The following is a 22618-nucleotide window of genomic DNA, read 5'->3' as shown; positions in this document are numbered from 1 at the left end:
ATGATTGTTTCATGAACAATTATACTTCAACAATCCGCAAGCAGGATAATCAGAATCAGGACCAGGATCTCGCCAATCGCGAGGGGTTGATTGTGTAGTTGAAAGAAATCAGTAATACTAATGACAATCTCTCGCAGGAGAGATTTTTTGTTTATTGGTCATGAACCTTGAAAAGTAATCGTAAAGGCAGCAAAGGAGTGTGCCGTGTCTAATCTGGATTGTCAGTGTCTTGCAATTGGAAGTTGGCAGGTTGCCAGCTTGCCGCGCATTTTTGAATTGCCCGCGTGGGCAGTTTCAGCCTGTCATGATTGGGTAACGAAATGGGAACGCCATTTTACGCCCGAAGAAACTTTTGTTAGCCAGGCTTTTAACACGCACAGTATGCTGGTGAAGGTTGATTTGGGTCATGTTGACGAGAGTACTCGTCGGGTAAGTATTTTTGGCGTTGATGATGCACCTGACGGTTTGGGCGTGGCTTGCCGAGTTAACCAGGATTTCGCAACTAAGCTACAGGATGTTTTGGCATCATGGCCGCGAGTTCGGTCGTTGGTTTTGGACAAAGCGTCAGACGATCATGTTTGGCTTGGCCAGCCATTGAGTTTGTTGGAACTTGGTTCTTGCCAGGATTTACTGTTGGTCCGTTCAGCTCAAAATAGTCAGGCACTTGCAACGTTTGCATCGCGTTCGATTACGCCATGCGCCAATCGTAATCTGCGTTGCTGGGGTCAGGCTGTCGGGCTGTGGTCGCCGGTGCAAACAGCGGATCAACTGCCATGGAAACAGGGATTTGTCCTCAAACCGAGACAAGGCATGTCGTGTCGCGATGTGATGATTTGGCGCAAGGGCCGCTACCGCGGTTCATCCAGCCGCAGCCAGATTCACGAAACGTTGAACCGCCAAGGCCTGATGTATTGCCAGAATTTCATTGAACCGATGAGGTGTCCGTTTTTGTGCAATGGCAAAGACTGGCTGATGGTGTTACGCGCCTTTTTTGCTTTTGACGTTACGGCGATGAAGTATCGTTATTTGGGAGGATTTTGGCTTTCACGCGAGGAGAATATCCGTTTGCACGGCTCAACCGACGCCGTGGTCGGTCCTTTGCAGTGAGGCTTGTTCATTGGAACAGAGGTTGTATATGCACAACCTCTTTTTATTTAATGGCTAGATATGGAGGTGATTGGCGTTGTTAAAACTAGCATACAAGGTATAAGCAGTTTCTTGAGCCATCTTTAGAATTTTAGCTGTGGGGAAATAAAATACCAACAATATAAATCATCGCGACACCAAATAGTAACCACGCGGAATGAGTAACAATCTTGCCTCGGTTGGTTTCGTGGTGTAGTTCTGGAATCAAATCGGCTGTTGCAAGATAGATAAAATTTCCAGCAGCAACTGCGGCCATAAGCGGGATAATGATTTCAAATGATTCGCCCAAGAAATAAAAAACTGTAGCGCCGAGGATGGCAGTTAAAGCAACAGTCAGGTTGTAGATAATAGCTTTGGTGCGGCTGAGTCCAGCATAGAGCAAAACTCCGAAATCAGAAATCTCTTGAGGAATTTCGTGTAGAATAACCGCCGCCGTTACAGACAAGCCAACTTGAAAATCAAGCAGGAAGGCGCCGGCGACTAAAAAGCCGTCAATAAAATTATGAATTGCGTCACCGATAAGGTTGAGGTACACTAAACCCCTTTGATGATGGCGGTGATTATGCTCCGGATGGATTGGATCCGGACAATGGTGCCAGTGTAAAATTCTTTCAAAAATGAAAAATATTAGAATACTGACTAGCACCAAAGCAGAGATTAAGTGTGGTTCGAAAATACCCTCGCTTTCCTCAATGGCTTCTGGTAATAAATCAAGAAACGAAACCGCTAGCAATGATCCGGCAGCGAGACTGATTAAAGAACGAAAGCCCGCAGGCTGGTTTTCTTTACGAAAGATAACAAGAATGCTGCCTAACGCAATAAGGCTAATGATGACTGTGGCAGCGATGATGACTAGAAACATATATTAATAATGATTAGTACATCCTTGGCAGATGCCGCTTAGCACCAGCTGATGTTTAATATTAATAAAATTTTTAATTTTAAAATTGTTGTGGGTGCACGGAACACACTCAGTTTTTCCGCAGCTAGTACACGTGATGTGGTGATGTTGAGCATTGTCAATATAGTAACGGTCAATTTTATTGATATGCTCTTTGAAAACAATCCCCTTTTGTTCGAACGCTGCTAAATTGCGGTAGATAGTCACCAGATCATACTGTTTTTTTAATTTTTGATATAGTGTTTCGGCGGAAATTGGTTCGTGGGTTTTAATTAAAACACCAATAATATGTTTGCGGCACGCTGTATTTTTTAACCCAGATTTTTTCAGGATATTTTGCATATTAATAATGGTACCACAACTAAAAAATAAATGCAAGTCATTTGCATTTATTTTTTAGTTAGATTGCTATTTAAGTTTAATTGCCTTTAAACGGATACTGTTTAGTACGACGGAAATTGAACTAAATGCCATGGCGGCACTGGCAATGATTGGCGAAAGTAAAATTCCAAGAAATGGATAGAGTATGCCGGCGGCTACTGGGATGGCCACAATATTATACCCAAACGCCCAAAATAGGTTTTGTTTGATGATCTTTAGTGTCGAGCGTGACATTTTTATTGCCTCTACCACTTTGTCGAGCGTACCCTTAACCAGAACAATATCACCAGTTTCAATTGCCACGTCGGTGCCGGTCCCCATAGCAATGCCGATATTAGCCTGAGCCAGGGCTGGTGCATCGTTAATGCCGTCCCCCACCATGGCAACGTACCCTTTGTTGGTTAACTTACTTTGCAGCTCCTTGATAATTTGTGCTTTGTCTTGAGGCATTACCTCGGCAATAACTTGGTTGATGCCGAGTTTTTGGGCAATAGCGTCAGCGGTTTTTTGATTGTCGCCGCTTAACATAATAACTGTAATGCCCATGGCCTGGAGATTTTTGATGGCTTGAACGGATTCATCTTTAATAACGTCAGCGAGGCCGAAAAAGGCAACTAATGAATCAGCAATTACCATATAAGCGATTGATTTACCTTGACGGCTGAGTTGCTCAACCCGGTTGAGGGTTGTTTGATCAATGGTAATATGTTTTTCGTTTAGCAGTCGTTGGTTGCCAATCGTTATGTTTTGGTTGTTAACAACGCCTTCAACACCTCGACCTTCAATGGCTTTAAAAGCTGTGGCCGTATCATTGTTTTTGAATTTTGTTGCAAATTTGGTAATGGCGTCAGACAAAGGGTGTTCAGAATTTTTTTCCAGGGCATAGGCATACGACAGGACGGTTTTTTCATCAATGGTGCCGGTTAAGACAAAATCAGTTACCTCGGGAATGCCTTTAGTTAGAGTTCCAGTTTTATCAAATACAATGGTTTTGATTTGTTGAGCCCCCTCAAGAGCGGCGGCATCCTTGATTAAGATGCCGCGCCTCGCTGCTTGACCGGTGCCAACCATAACGGCAGTTGGGGTCGCAAGCCCCAGCGCACATGGGCAGGCAATAATCAATATGGTTGTTGCAATGTAGACAGCTAACTGCAGCACTGACACATCAGTGCCAATTAAGCCAATCGTCGGGGCAATAAATAGCCAAAATAAAAAGGCAATAACGGCAATCACAACTACAATTGGCACAAAGATACCTGAAATGGCGTCGGCTAACTTTTGAATTGGCGCGGTCGTGCCCTGAGCTTCTTCAACCATTTTAATGATTTGCGCCAGCAGGGTTTCGGACCCGACTTTTTTTGCCTCAAAAGTAAAAGCTCCGGTTTTGTTGATGGTTGAACCAATGACTTGGTCGCCGACCGTTTTTTCAACCGGTAACGATTCGCCAGTGACCATTGATTCATCAATCGTGCTGGCACCGTTAACGATGGTGCCATCAACCGGAATTTTTTCTCCGGGCTTTACGATGATAATGTCGCCAGTAACTACTTGATCAATGGAGATTTTAATTTCCTGATTGTGACGTATGACAGTTGCTTCTTTAGCCTGAAGGGCAAACAGTTTTTTAATAGCGTCGTTAGCTTGACCTTTGGCCCTGGCTTCAAGGAGTCGTCCAATCAGAATAAAGAAGGTAATAAAAACCGCCGCTTCAAAAAAGACGTCAGTTTTAAGCGATCCAAAAAATTGAGGCGTAAACGTAACCAACGTTGAGAAGAGCCAGGCCGTGAAGGTACCAAGCGCAATTAAGGTATCCATATTAGCCGCTTTGGCTTTTAAGGCCTGCCAAGCGCTTTGGAAGAATTGCTGGCCGCCGATGAAAATAATAGGCGTGGCGATCAAAAATTGCAGCAAGAAAAATAGGTTAAGCCTATAGTTTAATGCTTCAATTTTAATGAACCCGAATTGTTCGCCGACCATCATTAAGCCAAACGACGCCAAAACAGTATTAATCATCATTAAGAAGAATGGCACTGAACCAATGCCAACCATGATGACTTTTTTCTTAAGTTTAAGGTAGGCTTCTTTCTTTAGCGCTGAGGCGTGATCGTGGTGTCCGGCCGTAGACGATGCTTGGTGATGGTGACGAGTGATTTTTTTGGCTTCTGGCGGTGACGCTAAAACAGTTTCACCGGCTTGATTGGTAATTAGCCTATAGCTTCCGGCTTTGCTGACGGCGGACGAAAGGTCGGCTGAGCCGATTTTTTTTTCGTCGTAGGTTACGGTCATTTTTTCGGTGGCATAGTTAACCTGAACGTCAGAGACGCCATCTAATTTTTTGACCATTTTTTCGATTAGTATTTTGCAGGAAGCGCAATGCATTCCGACAATCGGAAATATTTTTTTAGTTATCATATTAGATCAGTTAAATTTCAACCTGGTATGGTCCAAGTGCATTGATAGCTGTGATTGCCTGAATAATTTTTGCTTCAGAAGGATTAGTCAGCGTTACAAAACCTCGCTGCTGGCCGTCGAGTAATTTTATTTCTTTAATGTTGTTTTCTAATCCGGCATCAGCCAGCTCCATTTTGATCAAATTAAGGCAGGCGTCACAATGCATCCCTTTAATGAGTAGTTTTTTATCCATGTGATTATTTAATAGTGATTGTTACCGGCGGCACCATGCCCATTGAGCAGGTAATTTTGTATGTTCCGGGCTTTGGCGAACCAACGTCAATAATATTTTCGCCTTTTTCTAGAGCGACAAAACCATTGATCAGCCCGCGGGAGGCCATGTAGGTGCCACAGCCTTGAATTCCTTGATTATCCACTACGAGTTTAGTTGGTATGCCTGCCTTGAGTGATGTCGGGCTGGTTGGTGTGTAGCTAAAGCCTTTGGCAACAAGCGAGATAATTTGTTCTTCACTGCCAGCGTATGGCGTACCAGCCATATCGTTGGTGGCATTTTTACTCGACAAAACAGTTATGTCGCTTAAGCTCGGTAGCCCCAGAACGTTAAATTGACCGTTGATGTTGTAGAGCGCAAAAAAGATAATAATAACCCCGGCTACGTATGAGAACTTGGCGGTTAGATGGGGTCGGCTGGTGAAGGTAAGCCCGGTAAGACTGATTGCTGTTAGCATTGGCAGAGTACCAAAGGCAAAAAATGTCATTATTAATGCTCCGGACATAAAACTGCCAGTGGCGAGCGCCACTCCCTGCGCGATGAGGGTAAAACCACACGGCAGAAAGAATGTCAGCGCACCAGTGACAAACGGCATGAATTTTCCCTGAAACGATTGTTCATTGGTGGCAACGCGCGTGATAAATTTTGGTAATCGCGGCGCTAGTTTGGTTGCCCAAGAAGCGCCAAGCATTTGAAACGCCAAGATAATCATCAGTAACGAAACGGCAATAGTCAGCAGCGCATAGGTGGTGGTGTTATTCCAAGTGATGGCGTCGCCGATTATTCCTAATACGCCTCCAAGCACAAAGAACGACGCCATTCGGCCGGTGTGAAACAATAGGTGTGGTGTTGCTTTTTGCGATGTTTTTTCGGCGTCAATGTAGACCTCGTTCCAGTGTTTGATAAGGGACAAAAGCAGTCCCCCGATCAGTGCCGCACAGCTGGAGACGCCGGCGACCAAGCCGAGCAGGAAGAAGGCAGAGTAGGTTGATGTGGCATCGACAGAAACAAATCGGCCAAACTGGAAACGCTCAATAACAAAAAAGACTGCCAAAAATGATAATGCCAGTAGCACGCTTTTAAGGAGCTGGTGAAACCTTTTTTTGTTTAACGTTAGGCTGCCTGAATTATTTTTATAAAACAGGCTGGTTACTTCTTTGGCAACCGGTGAAGTTTTAAGCTGGTAGCCTAGCGGTTCAATGTCACGGTTGAGGTCGGCTAGATTAAGGCGGGTGTCCGGATTAGTTTTGACGATAACCTGAGCATCTTTTAACGAGGCGTTGGCGAATACCACGCCCGGTTGTTTGAGGAGTTTTTTTTCAATTAAAACTTCACAGCTGGCACAGTGCATGCCGGCAACGTAAAATGTGTGCTGTTTGAAGTTTTCTTCAGTATGATGTTGGGACATAGATTGTAGTTATTTATTTGTACTCAAAGAGTCTGAGTAATTCACTGGTGGTTTTTTGTTCTTGACCGCCTTTGATCTGATTAATGACGCAACCCTTGAGATGGTTTTCAATAATAAGGATATCAAGTTGTTTTAGGGCTTTTTGAATCGCTCGTGATTGATGAACAATGTCAACACAGTAGCGATTTTCTTCTAGCATTTTTTCAATTGATGTCAGATGGCCTTGAATAATTCGGACTCGATGCAAAGCGCGATCTTTGGTTGTTGTTTTATGTCGTTTATCCATATTGTTTAGTTGTTTATTAAAGTAAATCTTGGCGGTGGGCTTTTTGGTGTTGTCGCCACTGCTATTGGGGTGAATAAAATGATAAAGCAAATGATAATTAGCATTAGGTTTTTAGTAAGTAACGCTGGCAACATAACGAAATCGTGGAATAAGTGTTGAATCGGTCCGCATTGACTATTAAAGCACTGGTCGTGCCCTGAATAAGTGACGGGCGTTATTGTTAGTGCTGCTAAAAAGAAAGCACTAATGATGAATGACACCATAATAGTGAGTAAGAGTTTGGCGGCTGTTGATTGGATGGAATTTTTGTTCATAGTATATATCCCCCCTATGGGGATATATTACCTGATGTATAAGATAGTGTCAAATGAGATAGTGTCACCTTGACAAAATGCTATTTTTTTTATATATTATAAGGTCTTTTAACGTGTTTTTGACGCGTCTAAAAGCAACGAGGTTTGTTGACTATACGAATCCAAACTCAAACATGAGGGAGAGTCTACGATGAAGCACTTAGCGATGATTTTTTGTTTGGCAGTCTTTGGCATTGCCAGTGCGCAAGACCAGACTGGCAAGGTCTTGGTTTCGAGCGTAAGCGACAGCGATCAGGTGCAGGAATTGCATTTGATCCGGCAGGTTTTTGACCAGTCATATGTTGGTCCATACCGTAGTTTGGAATACCCCGCGGCAGTCGCGGCTCACTATGTTGACTGGGAAGAGGTGTATTTCAACCATATGGTTTACCGTCACAAACTTGTCGGCTTGGTTGACGACAACTGGGCGGTGGGGCCGTGGTGGTGGCAAACAAGTGTTTCGGTCAGGCTACCAGAGCCGTTGGTTCGGGGAGCGCCGATCCGGTTTATTGTCTCCTATCCCCTGATTGAGTGGCGTGAGCCATTGGTATATTCGGTGGTGAAAGCGCCGGATGGTACTACTAGAATCAAAGTGCTGTCTGGATCATATGTAACACCGCGGTTTTCATACCCGGTAGCAATGATCCTGATGTTGGTTTGTTTTTTTGTCGTTGGGGTGTTGATATTTTGCGCCCTACGGCTAATCATCTGGCTTGGTCGGCGCTTAATTGACGCTTTGACCGGCTACCTAATGAAGGGCCACACTGATCCCAAACTTGAAGCATGGACGAGACGTTTCGTCATGTGCATTTTGGGAGCGCTGATATTCATTGCCACCGGCATCGCTTGGTTGGCGTATCTGATCTATAACCGGTAAGGAGAAACGTACCGATGGGAAAACGCTTGACCCCTGATGAATTGAAGATTGCTGCGGCACAGTACAACCGGTACTTTGAGCAGTTTAACGGTGGGTTCATCCACCGTGAAGGCTTGTTGCGCCTGTTACGTTGGGCGATGGTGCAACGTCAGCACTTGTTGGTATTCGGCGATCCGGGTACGGCTAAAACGGCCGTGTGCGATCGGGTCTACGAAGGCATTTATGACGCGGAAAAGTTCCACATTGAGCTAGCGATGTTCATGGGTGACGATGCCGTTTTTGGTCCGTATGACATCCGCAAAATGAAGGAAGACGGAATCCTTGAACACCGCACCGAAGGGATGTTGCCCGAGGCGGATTTGGCGCGTCTGGGTGAGTTTTTGGACGGCAGCATGCCGCTCTTGCGGTCGCTGTTGTCGTCGCTAAACGAGCGACGGTTACGCCGCGGTACGCAGATTGTTGATATGCCATTGGTGACGGTCTTTTGCGACACCAACAAGCACCCGGGCGAATTTCTCAAGAAGAATTCATACGCCTGGGCCGTGTTGGACCGACTGCTCTTCATCACCGAGGTTAAGTATCTGGAGACCGATGACGAACTTTTTCGGATGGTTCGTAGTTTTCAGAATTGCCAGGGGGTTGATGTCAAAGACCGAATCCCTCTGGACCTGATTCACAATCTGTCCGAGCTAGTGGTGGCGCCGCCAACGCTTATTCGTGACGAATTGATTATGATCAAGTATGCCCAGGCGGCGCGAGAATATCGCGAGCGTCGTCGCGAAGCGATCAAGTCTAACGACTGGAAGGTGATTTTGCCGGAAGTGTCCGACCGGCGAATCGCGATTGCTTCACAGATGCTGGAAGTGTCGGCAGTGCTTGACGGTCGGCTGTACGTTGAACCAAGCGATTTACTCAACGTTGCTGATGCGCTTGGCTCCACGCCGGAAGAGCACGATCTGTGGCGTGAGATTGCTGAAGGCAAAATAGAGGAAATCCACGCCGAAAAAATGCAACAACTTGATCATGCTCAAAAGGTAGCGATCAACTCCATTATGGAGCAAGCCGATCGGGTTGACCTGCACGGCGATGTCAAACTCGCCGTTGGTGATCTGAAAGTGCTGCAGCAGTCACTGGGTGACGTTGTTCCGGAGAATGACGACGTCGCCGAATTCAAGGAGCGTGCAGCGACGAAGGTTTCAGAGATGATTGAGCAGTTACGCCAGCGGGCATTGGCTGAGGCCGGGTTGCACAGCTAAGTACGAGAGGAAGGATTCGTGTTCGATGAGTGGTTTGGACAATATCAAACCACTCATCGCCTATTTTTTGATTAAGATGTTTGAGCAGTCAATCCTGTTGATTGAATGTTCAAAGGATCTTTGTCAATTAGGGTGAAAGCTTTTGAGCTATAAAAACCAAGGGAGGTGAAGCCCGATGCTACCTTTTGTGATTGGTGGAGGATTGTTGGCTGGCGCGGCGTATATCGCCTGGCAGCTGATGAAGCATTTACGGCAATCATTTCGGTCGGACGATCAGGGTCCGCAGCCGCCTGCTGAGTCGGGTGATGAGCCAGGCAATGGCGCCGACAAGCAGGCTGCCGAATCGCGTGAAGCAGTGAGGCCGCAGGATCCTAACAAGTTGATTGAGCGTATCGTGTCGGAGATTGAATTTTCTCACGGTGGCAAAACTCATGTGGAGTTGCAGCCGTCGGAAATTCCGGCTGATGATATCAATGTTCGGCCGATGATGGGATTTAGTGAAATCCCCCGCATTCTTCGAAGCGAACATGCTCTAGAAGATGAGACTTTTTTTGCCAAGGCAGCCACCGGGCAATTAAGCGTGGTGGAGCATCTGGCAGAAACCGTGGTTGAAGAACCAGCCGGCAAGGCAGTGATTGAGGTGCTGGATTGCTCCGGCAGCATGAAAGAGTATAACCGAAGTCGCTGGGCGCGGCGCTTAAGCGAGCGCTTGGTTGGTAAGTGTATTGATCACGACGCTGATTATGCGCTGATTACCTTTTCCGATCAGGCTGATTGTCCACATCAGGCAAGCGGCCGGGCGAAGCTGGAAGAACTGCAACGAGCGCTTGGATCAATTGTTTACCACAACGGTGGGACACATATTGATCTAGCATTTCGTGCTTGCTTCGAACTGCTGAAAGAGCTTGGGCTTGATGACATTAAAATCCTTTTGGTGACGGACGGTACTGAGGGTTTTGATGTTGAATGGGTGGTGTCATCGCTCGCCAAGCTAGGAGCAAAACTCCATACTGTTGTTTTAGGACAACAACGTCCTGACCTGCGCGCTGTTTCGTGGCGATATCATGAAATCTTGGATGAATCGCTTGTGTCTTATTGAGACGGCGATTTAGGTAACTACCGAAAAAGGAGTAGCGAATGACCCCGTCGGTTAAGGATTTGCAGCGCTTGTTTCGGCTGATGATTTCGTCGATGTTTGTTCCCCGATTTCGGTTTGACAAATCGCTTTTTTGCGAACTGATTCGCCGAGTGAACGCGGAACATAACATCGTAGCGCCGGAGCATGAGCCTGAAGTCGAGTTTACCATGGGACCGGTTGACGGTACTCTGGGACAGTTCAATGCTCAGACAATGAGCATCACGATTGACGTGCTTGAGATTTTCCTGTTTTCGCAGGATAAGCATCGGCCGCCAACCTACGAAGAGGCCAAACAACACTTTGACGATGAAGTAACACGAGTGTTGGCGCACGAAGGTGGCCATTGGCAGCTTGAAAAGCGCATGGGTTGGATTCCGAGAGTAGAAAAGCTGCTCTTGCACTTTGGCTTTCTTGGTCTGGGGGCGTTGCTGGTGTTAGTGGCGTACTTTATCGCCGCTCAGTTTGTCACAGCAGTACTTTTGCCAAACATACTTGGTTCAAGCCATTGGCTTGGCAGCGTGTTTGGCTGGGGCTTGGCAATCGTGACGGTGGTTGGGTTTTATGCGGTCTTTGGCCGTGTCATTACCCGCCTGTTTACCATTTGGCGGATACTGACTACGATTGTGGCATATCACATTTGCTACCATGAACGGTATGCTAGACAATTTGAAAAAAGGGTCGAGGCAGATTCGACCTGGAGGAAAGTGATTGAGGTTGATTAACGAAGAGTTACTCAACCTTTTTTATTTGATTTCAGGAGCCAAAGTCGAGCGAGAATCAAAGTGATAAGTGATGCCAAAATTGCTTTTGCAATAATCGTTGAACCGAGTGCCGCAAATAGGTTTGGTGGAAAGATATTAATCAGGTTCTCGGTAGTTGGATCAAGTAACCAAAAATCATTTCTAAAAGATAACTGATGGAGGATTGAAAAAAATTGGTCAAAATTGTAAGTAATAAGGAGGCCAAGCGAAGTATAAAAGACGATTGCCGTCACTGCCGCGATGGATAAGATTTTAATTAAAGCAGCTTTTTTTTCGCGTTGGTAAATTAGTAAAAGGCCGCTGACCAGTCCGGCTAAACTGATAAAGGTTGTAATTTGTAGAATGTTAATGATGTTTTTAATATCGGTCAGATGAGTAACTTCGCGATTGGTGTAATACTGTGAATCAAGTGAATTTTCATTTTTAAGATAACTAAACAAATTCTCGGTTTGGTCAGTAACCCGCTTGGCGTCTAAGGTTTGGTAAATATTATTTTTAGTGAACTGTTTTTCGTACCAACGGCTATCAAATATTGAGGCATCAATGCTGGCTAATAAAATAAAGGTGATAAAAGTGGTGATTACTAAAATTTTGACTATTAGCATGAATTATTTTTTTAATATCCTAATAATTTGTTGATGGATTTTGCCGTTGGAGGCGATAATGCTTTTTGATTTGGTAGTAATATTATTACCATTTAAATCGGTTGCTTTGCCACCTGCTTCTTGAACCAGTAAAACTCCGGCTGCATAATCCCAATAATTAAATTTTGTTTTATAGTAAGCGTCAATTTTGCCAGAGGCGACTTTGGCTAGATGGAGCGCGCCACTACCAAAAATTCTGATATGTCGAAAATCAGTACAGACTTTTTGCAGGATGCGATAATTATTTTTTCTAATTTGCGGGTTGGAAGAATTGTCAGTTGCCAATAGCATGTTGATTGTTTTGTTTTCGTTTGAGACTTTTAATTTTTTGCCATTTAAGAAAGCGCCTTTATTTTTTTCAGCGATAAACATTTCTTGTGTCACTGGGTTATAAATTAACCCTAGGATCAGCTCATTTTTTTTAGCAACGGCAATGGAAATGCAGTAGTCATTAAGCTGCCGGGAAAAATTAATCGTTCCATCAACTGGGTCAATCACCCAGAGGTAGTTTGAAGTATTCAAATCTTGACCCATCTCTTCGGAAAGAATGCTGTGGGCCGGGTAATGCTTTCGGATTTCATTAATAATAATTTTTTCTGATTTTAAATCAGCTTCGGCTAAAATATCATGTTTCTTTTTCAGCCGGTATTTTATTTTTTCATCAGAAAGTTTTAGCAATTCCTTGCCAGCTTTTTTAGCAGCAATAATGGCAGTCGTTTTTAAGCTCATAAATTTACTATATCAAAAAATCGCCTTTCGGGCGATTTTTTGTTTCAAGTTGAATTGAATGGTTAGGCTCTTTTGACTTGAGTAGCGGCTGGACCTTTTGGACCTTCAGTTACTTCGAAAGTAACGGTGTCGCCTTCTCGTAGATCACTGAAACTAACGCCATCAAGCTCATTGGCGTGGAAGAATAAATCTTTTCCGCCGTCTTGACTGATAAAACCAAAATGCTTGTCAGTCAATTTTTTGATTGTTCCTTGCATGATTGTAGAAATAAAGTTGATTAGTGCTATAGCTTGTGGCAGAAATTCGACTTTATTTCTACTCTTAAACTATGCCATTTGTTAACGATTTTAATGTTATTTAATACCATTAACAACTTTTTACACTCTACTACCTATTGTCATTAAAGTCAAGGCCTGGCGGGAGTTTATTTAATTTCAATTGATTCAATAATAACGGCTTCAACCGGGCGATCAGCAGCACCAGTTTCGACATTACCAATTTTTTCCACAACGTCGAGCCCACTAGTAACTCGGCCAAAGTTAGTATGTTTACCATCGAGCCATGGAGTGGCGTCAGCGGTGACAATAAAAAACTGACTACCGTTGGTATTTGGTCCGGCGTTAGCCATGGCCAGTGAACCTTTAACCAGCTTATGGGTGTTAATTTCATCATCAAAATAGTAACCTGGACCGCCAGTCCCCCAGCGTAATTTCATAGAGTCGTCTTTGCTTAGTGGATCACCGGCTTGGATCATAAAGTCCTTAATTACGCGATGGAATTTAACACCGTCGTAATAACCTGAGGTTGCTAATTTAACGAAGTTTTTGACGGTATTGGGCGAATCAGTTTTATAGAATTCAACCGTGATATCCCCTAGATTAGTTTTAATGACGGCCTGGGAAACATTTTCCAAGTCGACGGTCGTAGTATCAGTCATTGAAGTGGTGTCATTATTATTAATTATGTTTTGAGTTTTAGGCGCGTTGGTGTTGGTTTGGCTGTAGCTATCGGCGGCGGTATTAGTTTTTTGGCAACCGGCTGATAAGGCTAGAAGGGCTAACAGCAGCAAATATTTTTTCATAAAGTATTGATTTTGGTTATTTTTTAGTGATGGTTATGATTATAGCAAAAAAATATTTTTTCGGCGACATCACTTAATTTTATTACTAATTATAGCTATTTTTTCTTGTAACTATTGACTATTTATTAAATATATGGTATTATATAATTTCTTAGTAGGATATGTATGCCTGCTCAAGAAATAAATCAAAGCACACTAAAAGTTAAGGAGTGTTGTCGTGAAGATCGAAAAACCGCATTTTTTCGTTGAGGTGGTGATTCTAGGCCTTCTGTTCGTGATGTTTCTGGCGTACGACCTGTACGTCATATTCATTCAAGGGGTTAACCCTAACGAACACATACCGGGGATGCTCACCATCCCCCTCGGACTTTTCACCTACGCCTTGTGGCGTGGTGGCAACTGGTGGGTGCGCGCAACTCCTGAAGAACGTCGCGCCGTGTGTGGCGTGGTGCACGAAGAATCGTGCCTCAACCCCAAGCACACCAGCCGCGCCGACGAAGGACGCATTGAATAGCGCGCCTTCTGCGTTACCGAGCTTAAGCATCTCGTAAAACTGCTTATTTTTTAATACCAAAACCCCGCTAACTAGCGGGATTTTTGAATAAGATTTTGGACTAGAGAATAGTTTTAAGACCAAGCGATCCAGAGGGAACGCCAGTAACAATTAACCCTTTGATTTTGATGTCGGGAAATTCTTTGATTAGTTGTTCGCGGATGATTTGGAGATGTTCAGATTGTGTTTTTTCTTCTTGAACAGCATCGGCAATACCATAGGCGCCGCAGTTATCGTGCATCAAGATATAAATATTTTTTATTTCATGAAGCTTTTTGGAAATTCTGATTTGTTTTAAGATGAATTCTTTTTCAGCTTCATTTGCTGATAGCAAATCTTTGCCGGCCCCGGCAACAGATACTAAGTCATAATCACCATCGTGACAGAGACCGGCTGTGTTTAGCAATTCAGATAAATTTTTTGGTGGAATGCGAAAATCAATACATCGCAAGACTAAAGAAGCGCAAGAATGTTTAGACATAAAATTAATTTTCAATATGAGGTTGATTAATATGCCGTCGGCGTTTAGCTACGCGTAGGCGGGCTAGTTCTTTTTCGATTTTGGCGGAAAGCTGAGTGTAATCAACGGTGTCTTTTTTCTCGGCCATCAGTTCTTGAGCGCGTTGGTGCGCTTCTTGAGCGCGCGCTTCGTCAATATCTTCGACGCGTTCAGCGGTGTCAGTTAAGATGCGCACCTGATCGGGATGAACCTGGATTAAGCCGGTGGAAACGGCCATGAAAATTTCATTATTATTTTCTTTAATGATAATTTCTCCGGCGGTCAATGCGCTAATTAAAGGCTGATGCAACGGCAAAACCGTAATCTGTCCGGCAGCAGTTGGCAGAGTGATTTGATCGGCAGACCCCGAATAAATTATTTTTTCGGGAGTAATGATTTCGATTTGCAGTTTAGCCATAAGTTATGAGCGTTCGACGTCGTCAATGCTACCTTTCATGTAGAAGTTTTGTTCTGGGACGTTGTCGTAGTCGCCGTTTAATATTGCTTTGAAGCTTCGGATGGTGTCGGCTAATGGTACATATTTTCCAGGGCTGCCGGTAAAACCTTCGGCGACTGAGAATGGCTGTGATAAGAAGCGCTGAATGCGTCGCGCGCGGTTAACGGTTTGTTTGTCTGCGTCGGATAATTCTTCCATTCCTAAAATGGCAATAATATCCTGCAATTCTTTATAGCGCTGGAGTACTTTTTGTACCTGACGGGCGGTATCATAGTGTTCTTGGCCGACAATGAGCGGATCTAGGATGGTGGAAGTTGAATCGAGCGGATCAACGGCGGGGTAGATTCCCAATTCCGATAAACCGCGGGATAACACGACAGTTGAGTCTAGGTGGGTAAAGGTGGTCGCTGGCGCCGGGTCGGTTAAGTCGTCGGCCGGGACATAGACTGCCTGAACGGAGGTGACAGAACCTTTTTTGGTTGAAGTAATTCGTTCTTGCAATTCTCCCATTTCGCTTGCTAGGGTTGGCTGGTAGCCGACGGCCGAAGGGATGCGTCCAAGCAGGGCCGACACTTCAGAACCGGCTTGGGCAAATCGGAAAATATTGTCGATAAATAACAATACATCTTTACCTTTTTCGTCGCGGAAATATTCCGCCATCGTTAAAGCAGTTAAACCAACGCGCAAGCGAGATCCTGGTGGTTCGTTCATCTGACCAAAAACGAGAGCGGTATTTTCAAGCACGCCGCTATTTTTCATGTCTAAGTATAAGTCGTTACCTTCGCGGGTTCGTTCACCGACGCCGCCAAAAACTGAGTAGCCGCCGTGTTTGGTGGCGATGTTATGGATCAATTCTTGAATAACAACGGTTTTACCGACGCCGGCACCGCCGAAAAGTCCGACTTTACCACCTTTGGCAAATGGACAAATTAAATCGATAACTTTAATACCAGTTTCAAAAATTTCAACGGAGTTTGATTGATCGGTCAGGGCTGGGGCTGGTCGGTGAATCGGGTACTGTTTGCCAGTTGTGGCTGCTTTACCATCAAGTGGCTTGCCTAAGACGTCGAACATGCGGCCTAGAGTATTGTCGCCGACCGGGATCATGATCGGTGCGCCGGTATTAACTACGGCCATACCGCGACGCAGACCATCGGTAGTACCTAGGGCCACAGTGCGCGCAACGTTGCCGGTCAAGTGTTGCTGAACCTCTAACACCAAAGTGTCACTGCCGGTGCTAACTTCCAGGGCGTGATAGATCTGCGGCAAGGTGTCGTCAAACGCCACGTCAACCACCGGTCCGATTACTTGTTTGATTGTTCCTTGAGACATATTCGTTTATCCTTCTAATGCCGCCTTACTAACCGAGATTTCACTGATTTCCTGAGTGATTCCCGCTTGGCGAGCTTTGTTAAAACTTAATGTTAATTCGTTAATTAAATCGCTGGCCGCGTCCGAAGCATTTTTCATAGCAACCATTCGAGCACTATGCTCTGACGCGTTTGATTCTAAAATTGCTTGGTAGATTTGAACCTCAATCAATCGTGGCAGAAAATGAGACAAGACAAAATCGGCTGACGGTTCAAACAAATATTCAGTGACATCTTTTTTGGCGGACGCCGGCTCCTCGTCTTGACCAACTTTACCTAGACCAGAATTGTCGTTTTGTTTAATTGGTAATAATTGTTTTATTTCCGGGCGTTGTTTGAGGGAATTAATAAAATCGGTATAGACTAGTACAACTTTGTCGTAGTCACCGTCGATGTACTGTTGGACGATCATTTTGGCAACGGAAGAAATCTCACTAATATCGGTGACCACGTCGGGCTTAGTGAAATCTGATGCAATGACGTTGCCTGATTTGGCAATGATTTGGGCGCCTTTATGACCGAGTGTGATAAATTCAATTTTTTCAACGTCGGGTGTCTGCTGCTCCTGTTGAACAAACCGAAGTGCTTCACGGGCAATTTGCTGGTTAAAAACGCCACAGAGACCGCGGTTAGCGCTGATTAAAACCACGCCAATTTTTTTTGCAGTCTGCCGATCAAACAACAAAGCATGCAGTTCACGATCAACGGTGTTGGAAAGCGTGGCAACAGTTTGCCAGGCTAAGTTGGAATATGGCCGGGAGGTTAATACCGCATTAACAGCTTTGCGCATCTTCGCACCCGATACCAACTCCATTGCCTTGGTAATCTTTTGAGTGTTTTTAACGGATTGAATCTGACGTTTAATTTTTCTGGTTAGCAGTGCCATTGGTTAAACAGTAAATACTTTTTTACTCTCTTGAATTAATGATTTCAATTTGGCTTCGTTTGCTTCATTGAGTTCGCCCGTTTTGGCAACGGCGCTTAAAACATCTTTGCCATGAATGTCGAGGTAGCGATGCAAATGAGCCTCAAATTCCCGCATCTTTTCAACAGTAATGTCGTCAACGTAGCCGTTGATTGCAGCATACAAAATAGCAACCTGGTGTTCGTTAGACATTGGCTCGTACTGGTACTGTTTCAAGATTTCAGTGATGCGTGCTCCTCGGTTGATTTGTTCTTGGGTGGCTTTATCAAGATCGGAACCAAATTGCGCGAAAGCGGCCAAGTCACGATACTGAGCGAGGCTTAAGCGCAACTTGCCGGCAACTTTTTTCATTGCCTTGGTTTGCGCGGCCGAACCGACACGTGAGACGGATAAGCCAACGTTGACAGCCGGTCTGATACCTTGATAGAACAGATCAGACTCTAAAAAGATTTGGCCGTCAGTAATAGAAATGACGTTGGTTGGGATGTAGGCTGAAATATCTCCGGCTTGCGTTTCAATGATTGGCAAAGCGGTTAGAGAACCGCCGCCTTTTTCATCGCTGAGTCGGCAGGCGCGTTCAAGTAGTCGGGAATGTAGATAGAAAATGTCTCCTGGAAAAGCCTCGCGTCCGGGTGGGCGGCGAAGTAGGAGTGATACCTGTCGATAGGCTGCAGCTTGTTTGGTTAAGTCGTCATAGATTACCAAAACATCTTTGCCGTTATCGGTGAAGTATTCGCCGATCGCGCAGCCGCTGTATGGTGCGATAAACGCCATTGAAGCCGGATCAGAAGCAGAGGCTACAACGATGGTGGTGTAGTCCATAGCGCCGTGTTCTTCAAGTTTCGCGATAACGCGGGCGACATTTGATTGTTTTTGAGAAATAGCGACGTAGATACAAATTACGTCTTTACCTTTTTGGTTGATGATAGTATCAATGGCAACAGCCGTTTTACCGGTTTGGCGGTCACCAATAATCAATTCACGTTGGCCGCGGCCAATTGGGATCATTGAGTCGATGGCTTTAATGCCGGTTTGCAGCGGAGTGTTTACCGGCTGTCGTTCAATAACGCGTGGCGCAATTTTTTCAATAGGGTAGCGCTTTGTGGTGTTAATCGGTCCTTTGCCGTCGCGAGGTACGCCAAGCGAATCAACAACTCGGCCGATTAACTGTTCGCCAACTGGGACTGACAAAACGGTACCGGTGCCTTTGACAGTATCCCCTTCTTTAATTTCATTAAATTCACCAAATATCACGGCACCAACCAAATCCTCTTCTAGGTTGAGGGTGACGCCCATAATCCCGTGAGGGAATTCAAGCATCTCCATGGCCATTACTTGTGAAAGCCCGGTCATCTTTGCTACGCCGTCACCGATTTCGACCACGGTACCGACTCGTTCGGTTTTGACCTCAGGTTGGAAATCCGTCAGTTGTCGGCGCAAACTGTCAATTATGTAATCGCTGTTATTTTTTTGCATAGATTTGTACCATTGATTGTTTTAAATCGGCGATTGCTCGTTTGACGCTGCCGTCAACTACTGTATCACCATATTTGATTATGCTGCCGCCGATAAGTGTGCTGTCGATGGCGGTTTCTAGGATAACCTTGCGCTGCAGCATTTTATTTAATTTGGTAATTAATTTTTCGTTTTCCGCCTTTGATATTTTTTTGGCAAATGTGGCTGTGACGCTTAGCTGCCCCTGCTGCTCGATCGCATACCGCTGATATTCATTGATGATGTTTTCGATTCGCGACAAAGCGTGGTGTCTGGCCAACACAGCAACAAATTTTTTCACCACCGCATCGCGTTTGACGCCAGAGATTTTTTCCGTTGCTTCATACAAGGCGCGAGCGTATTTTTTGTCGGAGATTCTCATGATACCTTTACTCCTTTAATTGTTTTTTCAATGAGTTCCAAGTTGCTTTTATCAGTTAGTTTTTGCGCAATGATTTTTTCAGAAGCCAGGGCGACGATTTCCGCCAATTCAGTTCGAGCGTCATTGACCATCTGTTGTTTTTGCGCTGCGAGTTGACCTTTGGCGGTTTCAATTATTTTTGCCGCCTCAGTTTTGGTTTTAGTCAATGTTTCGTTTCGTTGAGTTTCAGCCATTTCACGGGCGCTTATAATGATACCTTCCGCTTCTTTCTTGGCGCGCGTTACTACAACCTGATACTCACGTTCGGCTTCTTTAAGCTGTTGTTCAACGGCCTGGGCATTACGCAAACCCTGCTCAATTTTGGCGGTGCGTTCATTCATCGTTTTTGCCAGAGGTTTGAAAGCGAAAAACCACAGCACGCCAACAACCAAGGCGAAATTAACAAGTTGGGCAATAATAATTTTCCAATCGATGTGAAACGTGCTGATTATTTCGGCCATATTTTTTTATTAAGCGCTGATTGAGAAAGCGATGATTAAAGCGTAGATGGCGATAGCTTCAGCAAAAGCAGCGGCCAACAACATCGGCACCAAGATTTTTTGGGCTGATTCTGGGTTGCGACCAATTGCTTCCATGGCTTTGGCGCCAATAATACCAATAGCGAAAGCTGGACCGAATGATCCGAGTCCGATAGCAAGGGCTTTGGCTAAAAATGTTAAATCCATAATTTTTTCCTTATTGTGCGAAAGAAACGTGTTTTTTTCGCGTTATTAATTATTAATTAGTTAGTTAAATTAATGCGCCTCTTCGTGTTCGTGGTCGCTGGTCATGACGGTCAAAAATACCAGCGTCAGAATAGCGAATATTAACGCTTGGATAATGCCGACAATGATTTCCAAGAACATAAAGGGCAACGGCAAGATGAAAGCAAAAATTGCACTCATCGCTGCCAGTAAGACCTCGCCGGCAAAAATGTTGCCGAACAATCGAAATGACAACGAAGCGACTTTTGCTAATTCCCCAACCGCCTCAATCAAACCGACAAAAAATTTTATCGGGTTGACCAAAATGGCTGTGTATTCTTTTTCAACAAAAATTTTTTTAGGAATTTCTAGTAGTACCTTGATATTGATGAATCGATTAAGATGACCCCAGGCGTTAGCCGTGATGACCCCAAAAATGTGAGTGGCAATAACAGCCATTAGGGCAAGCGCCAAAGTTAAATTTAAATCAGCAGTACCGCCGCGCAGAAGTGGCACAAATATTGATTCGCCCCCGTGGCTTTCAATAAAACCAATTGACCCAACACCGGGTAGCAGGCCTAGCCAGTTATTAATAAGGATAAATATGAAGAGCGGGAAAACAATTGGTAGAAATTTTAAAGATTTTTCTGACGACCCAGTAACAGAGTTGGCTAAATTAATGGCACCCTCAAGGACTGATTCGGCATAGTTTTGAATGCCACGCGGTACGGATGCAATTTTTTTTCGGACCATGACTGAAAGAACAATAATGATAAGTACCGCCAGCCAGGAAGTCAACAGGGCGTTAGTAATCGCAAACTGCCCAAAATGAAAAACCGGTTCGGCGAACAGGGTGGATTCATGTTTGACTTCGGAGCTTTGGGAGGTTGTCTCCTGCCCTTCGGTCTGGCCAAGAATGTCTTTAGCCACTTCAGTTTTAGCTTCGTTTGTCTGAGTCATTAATCTTGCTCTTTGCCTCTAAATTATTATTTTGTTTATTTTGATCGGTGCTGATTTCTCGCATCCAGGTAGCTGCTTTATAAATGATACCACAACAGGTGATAATAAACGCTATAGCGGTGCAAAGCAGGAACAGCCATGGTGCGCTGTCATAGCGCTGATCCAGCCATTTGCCCAAAATGAGCGCCCCTAGAACTGGTATAATCAGCCAGCCAGTTAGTTCCATAGCGAGCCCCAGGCCCTCTTGCCACCATTTTTCCTGCCTTGGTTCAGGCATATGGGTTAAAATTCGCTATTTTTAAAAAATTATCTAAAGTATACAAATTTTTAGCTCTTTGTCAAGGGTCAAAAAAAATAAAAAATAAAGAAAAAGCCCCATATTGAGGATAGGGCCGTGTTGCCAAATATTGGCTTAAATTAGGCTTTTTTTGCCTATGTTGAGGGGGGTGGTCGGCTTAAGGTCGAGCTCCGGGTCGTTTAAGCCGGTCATGATATACCCGTAGACTGTAAGGTCCGGGAATCTGCTCTTGATTTTGCCGATGATTTCGGCGATGTCTTGTTCTTGTTTCATTTCCTCCAGGCTATGATCAGTGATGCCGTAGGCACCGCATTCCTGGTGAAAGAACAAGAATATCCGAGTGGTACCGTGCAACTTTACGGAACGAGCGATCTGTTTGAACAGGTATTCCTGTTCTCCCTCCTGATCTGACAGGATGTCTTTGGCCGCACCGGCCACTGACACGAGGTCATATTCGCCTTCTTGGCAAATTTCGAACCGATCCAACAGATCAGCAAACTTGCGGCTTCCGATGCGGCGATCCATGCATCGGATTACCAAACTAGCAGTGGTGCTATCTGGCATAATGGTTCCTTCCTTCTGCGGTTGCGGTATTGTGACTAATGAACGAAAACTAAAAAAGCCTGAAAGCCTTTACTATCAAGGAGCAGGGTTTGCTCATTGACAATTAATGCATTATATGCCCATTTTTCATTTTGTCAATGGTCCAAACGCCATTTTATTGATAAATATCAAAAAAAGCCCAAAAAAACGAAGATTGCGCTAAAAAAATAAAACCCAGTTGGTGCTAGGTTTCAACAAAACGGCAATGAGCATTCGTCATTGATACTTTACAGCATAGGTGATCATGACAATCCAGGTTTTGGGATTTTCGCGGTCCCACAATAGGTCGTGTTTGATGACAATGTGATCGCGGGCAAATTCGTTGACCAGGCGTTCCAGGTTGTCGAAGTTGCCGTCAGTCACTTTGACTTCATGGGTTTGAATGGTTTCTTGACCGACATTAACTTCGGCCGTTGAGGGTATTTTTTGCTCGACAACAGCGAGCCAAATGTCCCCGGCATTAGGGACTGCTCCCCTGCCACCGGCGGCCAGTTCCCGCGAAAGCCGGGTGATTGATTCTTCGCCGCCAGTTTTTGGCATTTTGTGGTATTTGACGCGATGACAGGGCGTCATTTTACAGTATTCGTTTGCCTTGGTAACGGCATCGGCTTCGGTGCCTCGGGCAAAAAGAAATTTCAAGGTGCTGGTCAGGGCTTTTGGCATAAAGGTACCTCCCGTGGTTGTCCAAAA

General features: G+C 44.7%; 28 protein-coding genes. 6 read left to right on the top strand and 22 right to left on the bottom strand.

The annotated features are described in order from the left end of the window. The first annotated feature begins 204 nt into the window (after window positions 1–204). Entirely contained in the window at window positions 205–1107 is a 903-nt protein-coding gene (locus HUU49_04410) for a hypothetical protein (GenBank protein NUM25829.1), read from the top strand. Between the two features lie 130 nt (window positions 1108–1237). On the opposite strand, the gene HUU49_04405 is transcribed toward HUU49_04410, so the two are convergent. The 6 genes from HUU49_04405 to HUU49_04380 all read right to left on the bottom strand — a co-directional run bounded on the left by HUU49_04405 (window position 1238) and on the right by HUU49_04380 (window position 6805). Continuing rightward, on the bottom strand, window positions 1238–2008 hold the full coding sequence (locus tag HUU49_04405; protein NUM25828.1) for a ZIP family metal transporter: 771 nt from the start codon (window positions 2006–2008) through the stop codon (window positions 1238–1240). Window positions 2009–2011: 3 nt separating this feature from the next. Further along, window positions 2012–2389: a transcriptional repressor gene (locus HUU49_04400; GenBank protein NUM25827.1), complete on the bottom strand. Its 378-nt coding sequence runs from the start codon at window positions 2387–2389 to the stop codon at window positions 2012–2014. A gap of 66 nt (window positions 2390–2455) precedes the next feature. Further along, the gene (locus HUU49_04395) at window positions 2456–4840 is read right to left on the bottom strand and encodes a copper-translocating P-type ATPase (protein NUM25826.1); all 2385 of its coding nucleotides are present in this window, start codon (window positions 4838–4840) and stop codon (window positions 2456–2458) included. Between the two features lie 10 nt (window positions 4841–4850). Then, window positions 4851–5072 (bottom strand): hypothetical protein, encoded by a 222-nt coding sequence (locus HUU49_04390; protein ID NUM25825.1) that lies wholly within the window; start codon window positions 5070–5072, stop codon window positions 4851–4853. Between the two features lie 4 nt (window positions 5073–5076). Further along, complete coding sequence (locus tag HUU49_04385) at window positions 5077–6519, bottom strand: sulfite exporter TauE/SafE family protein (GenBank protein ID NUM25824.1); 1443 nt, start codon at window positions 6517–6519, stop codon at window positions 5077–5079. Between the two features lie 13 nt (window positions 6520–6532). After that, entirely contained in the window at window positions 6533–6805 is a 273-nt protein-coding gene (locus HUU49_04380) for a metal-sensing transcriptional repressor (GenBank protein ID NUM25823.1), read from the bottom strand. 504 nt (window positions 6806–7309) lie between these two features. On the opposite strand from HUU49_04380, the gene HUU49_04375 reads away from it, so the two are divergent. The 4 genes from HUU49_04375 to HUU49_04360 all read left to right on the top strand — a co-directional run bounded on the left by HUU49_04375 (window position 7310) and on the right by HUU49_04360 (window position 11151). Next, complete coding sequence (locus HUU49_04375) at window positions 7310–8035, top strand: hypothetical protein (GenBank protein ID NUM25822.1); 726 nt, start codon at window positions 7310–7312, stop codon at window positions 8033–8035. 113 nt (window positions 8036–8148) lie between these two features. Further along, on the top strand, window positions 8149–9291 hold the full coding sequence (locus HUU49_04370) for an AAA family ATPase (protein NUM25821.1): 1143 nt from the start codon (window positions 8149–8151) through the stop codon (window positions 9289–9291). 187 nt (window positions 9292–9478) lie between these two features. Continuing rightward, on the top strand, window positions 9479–10390 hold the full coding sequence (locus tag HUU49_04365; protein NUM25820.1) for a VWA domain-containing protein: 912 nt from the start codon (window positions 9479–9481) through the stop codon (window positions 10388–10390). A 38-nt stretch (window positions 10391–10428) separates the two neighbouring features. Continuing rightward, entirely contained in the window at window positions 10429–11151 is a 723-nt protein-coding gene (locus HUU49_04360; protein ID NUM25819.1) for a hypothetical protein, read from the top strand. An 11-nt stretch (window positions 11152–11162) separates the two neighbouring features. Here the strand turns inward: HUU49_04360 and HUU49_04355 are convergent, their stop codons facing one another. The 4 genes from HUU49_04355 to HUU49_04340 form a co-directional block, all read right to left on the bottom strand. Then, the gene (locus HUU49_04355; GenBank protein ID NUM25818.1) at window positions 11163–11795 is read right to left on the bottom strand and encodes a TIGR01906 family membrane protein; all 633 of its coding nucleotides are present in this window, start codon (window positions 11793–11795) and stop codon (window positions 11163–11165) included. A gap of 3 nt (window positions 11796–11798) precedes the next feature. Next, a complete protein-coding gene (locus HUU49_04350) occupies window positions 11799–12563 on the bottom strand; it encodes an inositol monophosphatase (GenBank protein ID NUM25817.1) in 765 nt (254 codons plus the stop codon). Between the two features lie 62 nt (window positions 12564–12625). Further along, on the bottom strand, window positions 12626–12820 hold the full coding sequence (locus HUU49_04345) for a cold shock domain-containing protein (protein ID NUM25816.1): 195 nt from the start codon (window positions 12818–12820) through the stop codon (window positions 12626–12628). A gap of 167 nt (window positions 12821–12987) precedes the next feature. Beyond that, the gene (locus HUU49_04340; protein ID NUM25815.1) at window positions 12988–13500 is read right to left on the bottom strand and encodes a peptidylprolyl isomerase; all 513 of its coding nucleotides are present in this window, start codon (window positions 13498–13500) and stop codon (window positions 12988–12990) included. A 361-nt stretch (window positions 13501–13861) separates the two neighbouring features. On the opposite strand from HUU49_04340, the gene HUU49_04335 reads away from it, so the two are divergent. Next, window positions 13862–14158 carry a hypothetical protein gene (locus HUU49_04335; GenBank protein NUM25814.1) on the top strand — a complete coding sequence of 99 codons (297 nt, stop codon included), beginning with the start codon at window positions 13862–13864 and terminating at the stop codon, window positions 14156–14158. A 100-nt stretch (window positions 14159–14258) separates the two neighbouring features. On the opposite strand, the gene HUU49_04330 is transcribed toward HUU49_04335, so the two are convergent. The 12 genes from HUU49_04330 to HUU49_04275 form a co-directional block, all read right to left on the bottom strand. Then, window positions 14259–14678: a hypothetical protein gene (locus tag HUU49_04330; GenBank protein ID NUM25813.1), complete on the bottom strand. Its 420-nt coding sequence runs from the start codon at window positions 14676–14678 to the stop codon at window positions 14259–14261. A gap of 4 nt (window positions 14679–14682) precedes the next feature. Further along, the gene (gene atpC, locus HUU49_04325) at window positions 14683–15114 is read right to left on the bottom strand and encodes an ATP synthase F1 subunit epsilon (GenBank protein ID NUM25812.1); all 432 of its coding nucleotides are present in this window, start codon (window positions 15112–15114) and stop codon (window positions 14683–14685) included. Between the two features lie 3 nt (window positions 15115–15117). Then, a complete protein-coding gene (gene atpD, locus HUU49_04320) occupies window positions 15118–16485 on the bottom strand; it encodes a F0F1 ATP synthase subunit beta (GenBank protein NUM25811.1) in 1368 nt (455 codons plus the stop codon). 6 nt (window positions 16486–16491) lie between these two features. Next, window positions 16492–17409 (bottom strand): ATP synthase F1 subunit gamma, encoded by a 918-nt coding sequence (gene atpG / locus HUU49_04315; protein ID NUM25810.1) that lies wholly within the window; start codon window positions 17407–17409, stop codon window positions 16492–16494. Between the two features lie 3 nt (window positions 17410–17412). Further along, window positions 17413–18924, bottom strand: coding sequence for a F0F1 ATP synthase subunit alpha (locus HUU49_04310; GenBank protein NUM25809.1), 1512 nt, complete (start codon window positions 18922–18924; stop codon window positions 17413–17415). Further along, window positions 18911–19324: an ATP synthase F1 subunit delta gene (gene atpH / locus HUU49_04305; GenBank protein NUM25808.1), complete on the bottom strand. Its 414-nt coding sequence runs from the start codon at window positions 19322–19324 to the stop codon at window positions 18911–18913. The genes HUU49_04310 and atpH overlap by 14 nt, the downstream gene beginning before the upstream one ends. Continuing rightward, window positions 19321–19824 carry a F0F1 ATP synthase subunit B gene (gene atpF / locus HUU49_04300; protein NUM25807.1) on the bottom strand — a complete coding sequence of 168 codons (504 nt, stop codon included), beginning with the start codon at window positions 19822–19824 and terminating at the stop codon, window positions 19321–19323. Before atpF ends, atpH begins: the two co-directional genes overlap by 4 nt. Before the next feature lie 9 nt (window positions 19825–19833). Beyond that, on the bottom strand, window positions 19834–20049 hold the full coding sequence (locus tag HUU49_04295) for an ATP synthase F0 subunit C (protein ID NUM25806.1): 216 nt from the start codon (window positions 20047–20049) through the stop codon (window positions 19834–19836). Window positions 20050–20118: 69 nt separating this feature from the next. Continuing rightward, window positions 20119–21027, bottom strand: a complete 909-nt coding sequence (locus HUU49_04290; GenBank protein NUM25805.1) for a F0F1 ATP synthase subunit A — start codon at window positions 21025–21027, stop codon at window positions 20119–20121. Continuing rightward, a complete protein-coding gene (locus HUU49_04285) occupies window positions 21005–21304 on the bottom strand; it encodes an AtpZ/AtpI family protein (GenBank protein NUM25804.1) in 300 nt (99 codons plus the stop codon). Before HUU49_04285 ends, HUU49_04290 begins: the two co-directional genes overlap by 23 nt. Before the next feature lie 135 nt (window positions 21305–21439). Beyond that, a complete protein-coding gene (locus HUU49_04280) occupies window positions 21440–21865 on the bottom strand; it encodes a hypothetical protein (protein NUM25803.1) in 426 nt (141 codons plus the stop codon). A 279-nt stretch (window positions 21866–22144) separates the two neighbouring features. Next, window positions 22145–22591, bottom strand: a complete 447-nt coding sequence (locus HUU49_04275) for a hypothetical protein (protein NUM25802.1) — start codon at window positions 22589–22591, stop codon at window positions 22145–22147. Window positions 22592–22618 lie beyond the last annotated feature (27 nt).

It is taken from the genome of Candidatus Buchananbacteria bacterium (assembly GCA_013359225.1).
Taxonomy (GTDB): domain Bacteria; phylum Patescibacteriota; class Patescibacteriia; order Buchananbacterales; family UBA6539; genus JABWCG01.
Note: the sequence above shows the minus strand (reverse complement) of the source record. Positions and strands in the feature narration are given on the sequence as shown.

Bases quoted from the DNA above. Each gene is read 5' to 3' on its own strand.
- HUU49_04395 (NUM25826.1), bottom strand. From the start codon at position 4,840: ATGATAACTAAAAAAATATTTCCGATTGTCGGAATGCATTGCGCTTCC.
- HUU49_04380 (NUM25823.1), bottom strand. From the start codon at position 6,805: ATGGATAAACGACATAAAACAACAACCAAAGATCGCGCTTTGCATCGA.
- HUU49_04275 (NUM25802.1), bottom strand. From the start codon at position 22,591: ATGCCAAAAGCCCTGACCAGCACCTTGAAATTTCTTTTTGCCCGAGGC.
- HUU49_04360 (NUM25819.1), top strand. From the start codon at position 10,429: ATGACCCCGTCGGTTAAGGATTTGCAGCGCTTGTTTCGGCTGATGATT.
- HUU49_04345 (NUM25816.1), bottom strand. From the start codon at position 12,820: ATGCAAGGAACAATCAAAAAATTGACTGACAAGCATTTTGGTTTTATC.
- atpH (NUM25808.1), bottom strand. From the start codon at position 19,324: ATGAGAATCTCCGACAAAAAATACGCTCGCGCCTTGTATGAAGCAACG.
- HUU49_04355 (NUM25818.1), bottom strand. From the start codon at position 11,795: ATGCTAATAGTCAAAATTTTAGTAATCACCACTTTTATCACCTTTATT.
- HUU49_04340 (NUM25815.1), bottom strand. From the start codon at position 13,500: ATGACTGATACTACGACCGTCGACTTGGAAAATGTTTCCCAGGCCGTC.
- HUU49_04330 (NUM25813.1), bottom strand. From the start codon at position 14,678: ATGTCTAAACATTCTTGCGCTTCTTTAGTCTTGCGATGTATTGATTTT.
- HUU49_04385 (NUM25824.1), bottom strand. From the start codon at position 6,519: ATGTCCCAACATCATACTGAAGAAAACTTCAAACAGCACACATTTTAC.
- HUU49_04405 (NUM25828.1), bottom strand. From the start codon at position 2,008: ATGTTTCTAGTCATCATCGCTGCCACAGTCATCATTAGCCTTATTGCG.
- HUU49_04350 (NUM25817.1), bottom strand. From the start codon at position 12,563: ATGAGCTTAAAAACGACTGCCATTATTGCTGCTAAAAAAGCTGGCAAG.
- HUU49_04400 (NUM25827.1), bottom strand. From the start codon at position 2,389: ATGCAAAATATCCTGAAAAAATCTGGGTTAAAAAATACAGCGTGCCGC.
- HUU49_04375 (NUM25822.1), top strand. From the start codon at position 7,310: ATGAAGCACTTAGCGATGATTTTTTGTTTGGCAGTCTTTGGCATTGCC.
- HUU49_04290 (NUM25805.1), bottom strand. From the start codon at position 21,027: ATGACTCAGACAAACGAAGCTAAAACTGAAGTGGCTAAAGACATTCTT.
- HUU49_04285 (NUM25804.1), bottom strand. From the start codon at position 21,304: ATGCCTGAACCAAGGCAGGAAAAATGGTGGCAAGAGGGCCTGGGGCTC.
- HUU49_04295 (NUM25806.1), bottom strand. From the start codon at position 20,049: ATGGATTTAACATTTTTAGCCAAAGCCCTTGCTATCGGACTCGGATCA.
- HUU49_04310 (NUM25809.1), bottom strand. From the start codon at position 18,924: ATGCAAAAAAATAACAGCGATTACATAATTGACAGTTTGCGCCGACAA.
- atpD (NUM25811.1), bottom strand. From the start codon at position 16,485: ATGTCTCAAGGAACAATCAAACAAGTAATCGGACCGGTGGTTGACGTG.
- atpF (NUM25807.1), bottom strand. From the start codon at position 19,824: ATGGCCGAAATAATCAGCACGTTTCACATCGATTGGAAAATTATTATT.
- atpG (NUM25810.1), bottom strand. From the start codon at position 17,409: ATGGCACTGCTAACCAGAAAAATTAAACGTCAGATTCAATCCGTTAAA.
- atpC (NUM25812.1), bottom strand. From the start codon at position 15,114: ATGGCTAAACTGCAAATCGAAATCATTACTCCCGAAAAAATAATTTAT.
- HUU49_04390 (NUM25825.1), bottom strand. From the start codon at position 5,072: ATGGATAAAAAACTACTCATTAAAGGGATGCATTGTGACGCCTGCCTT.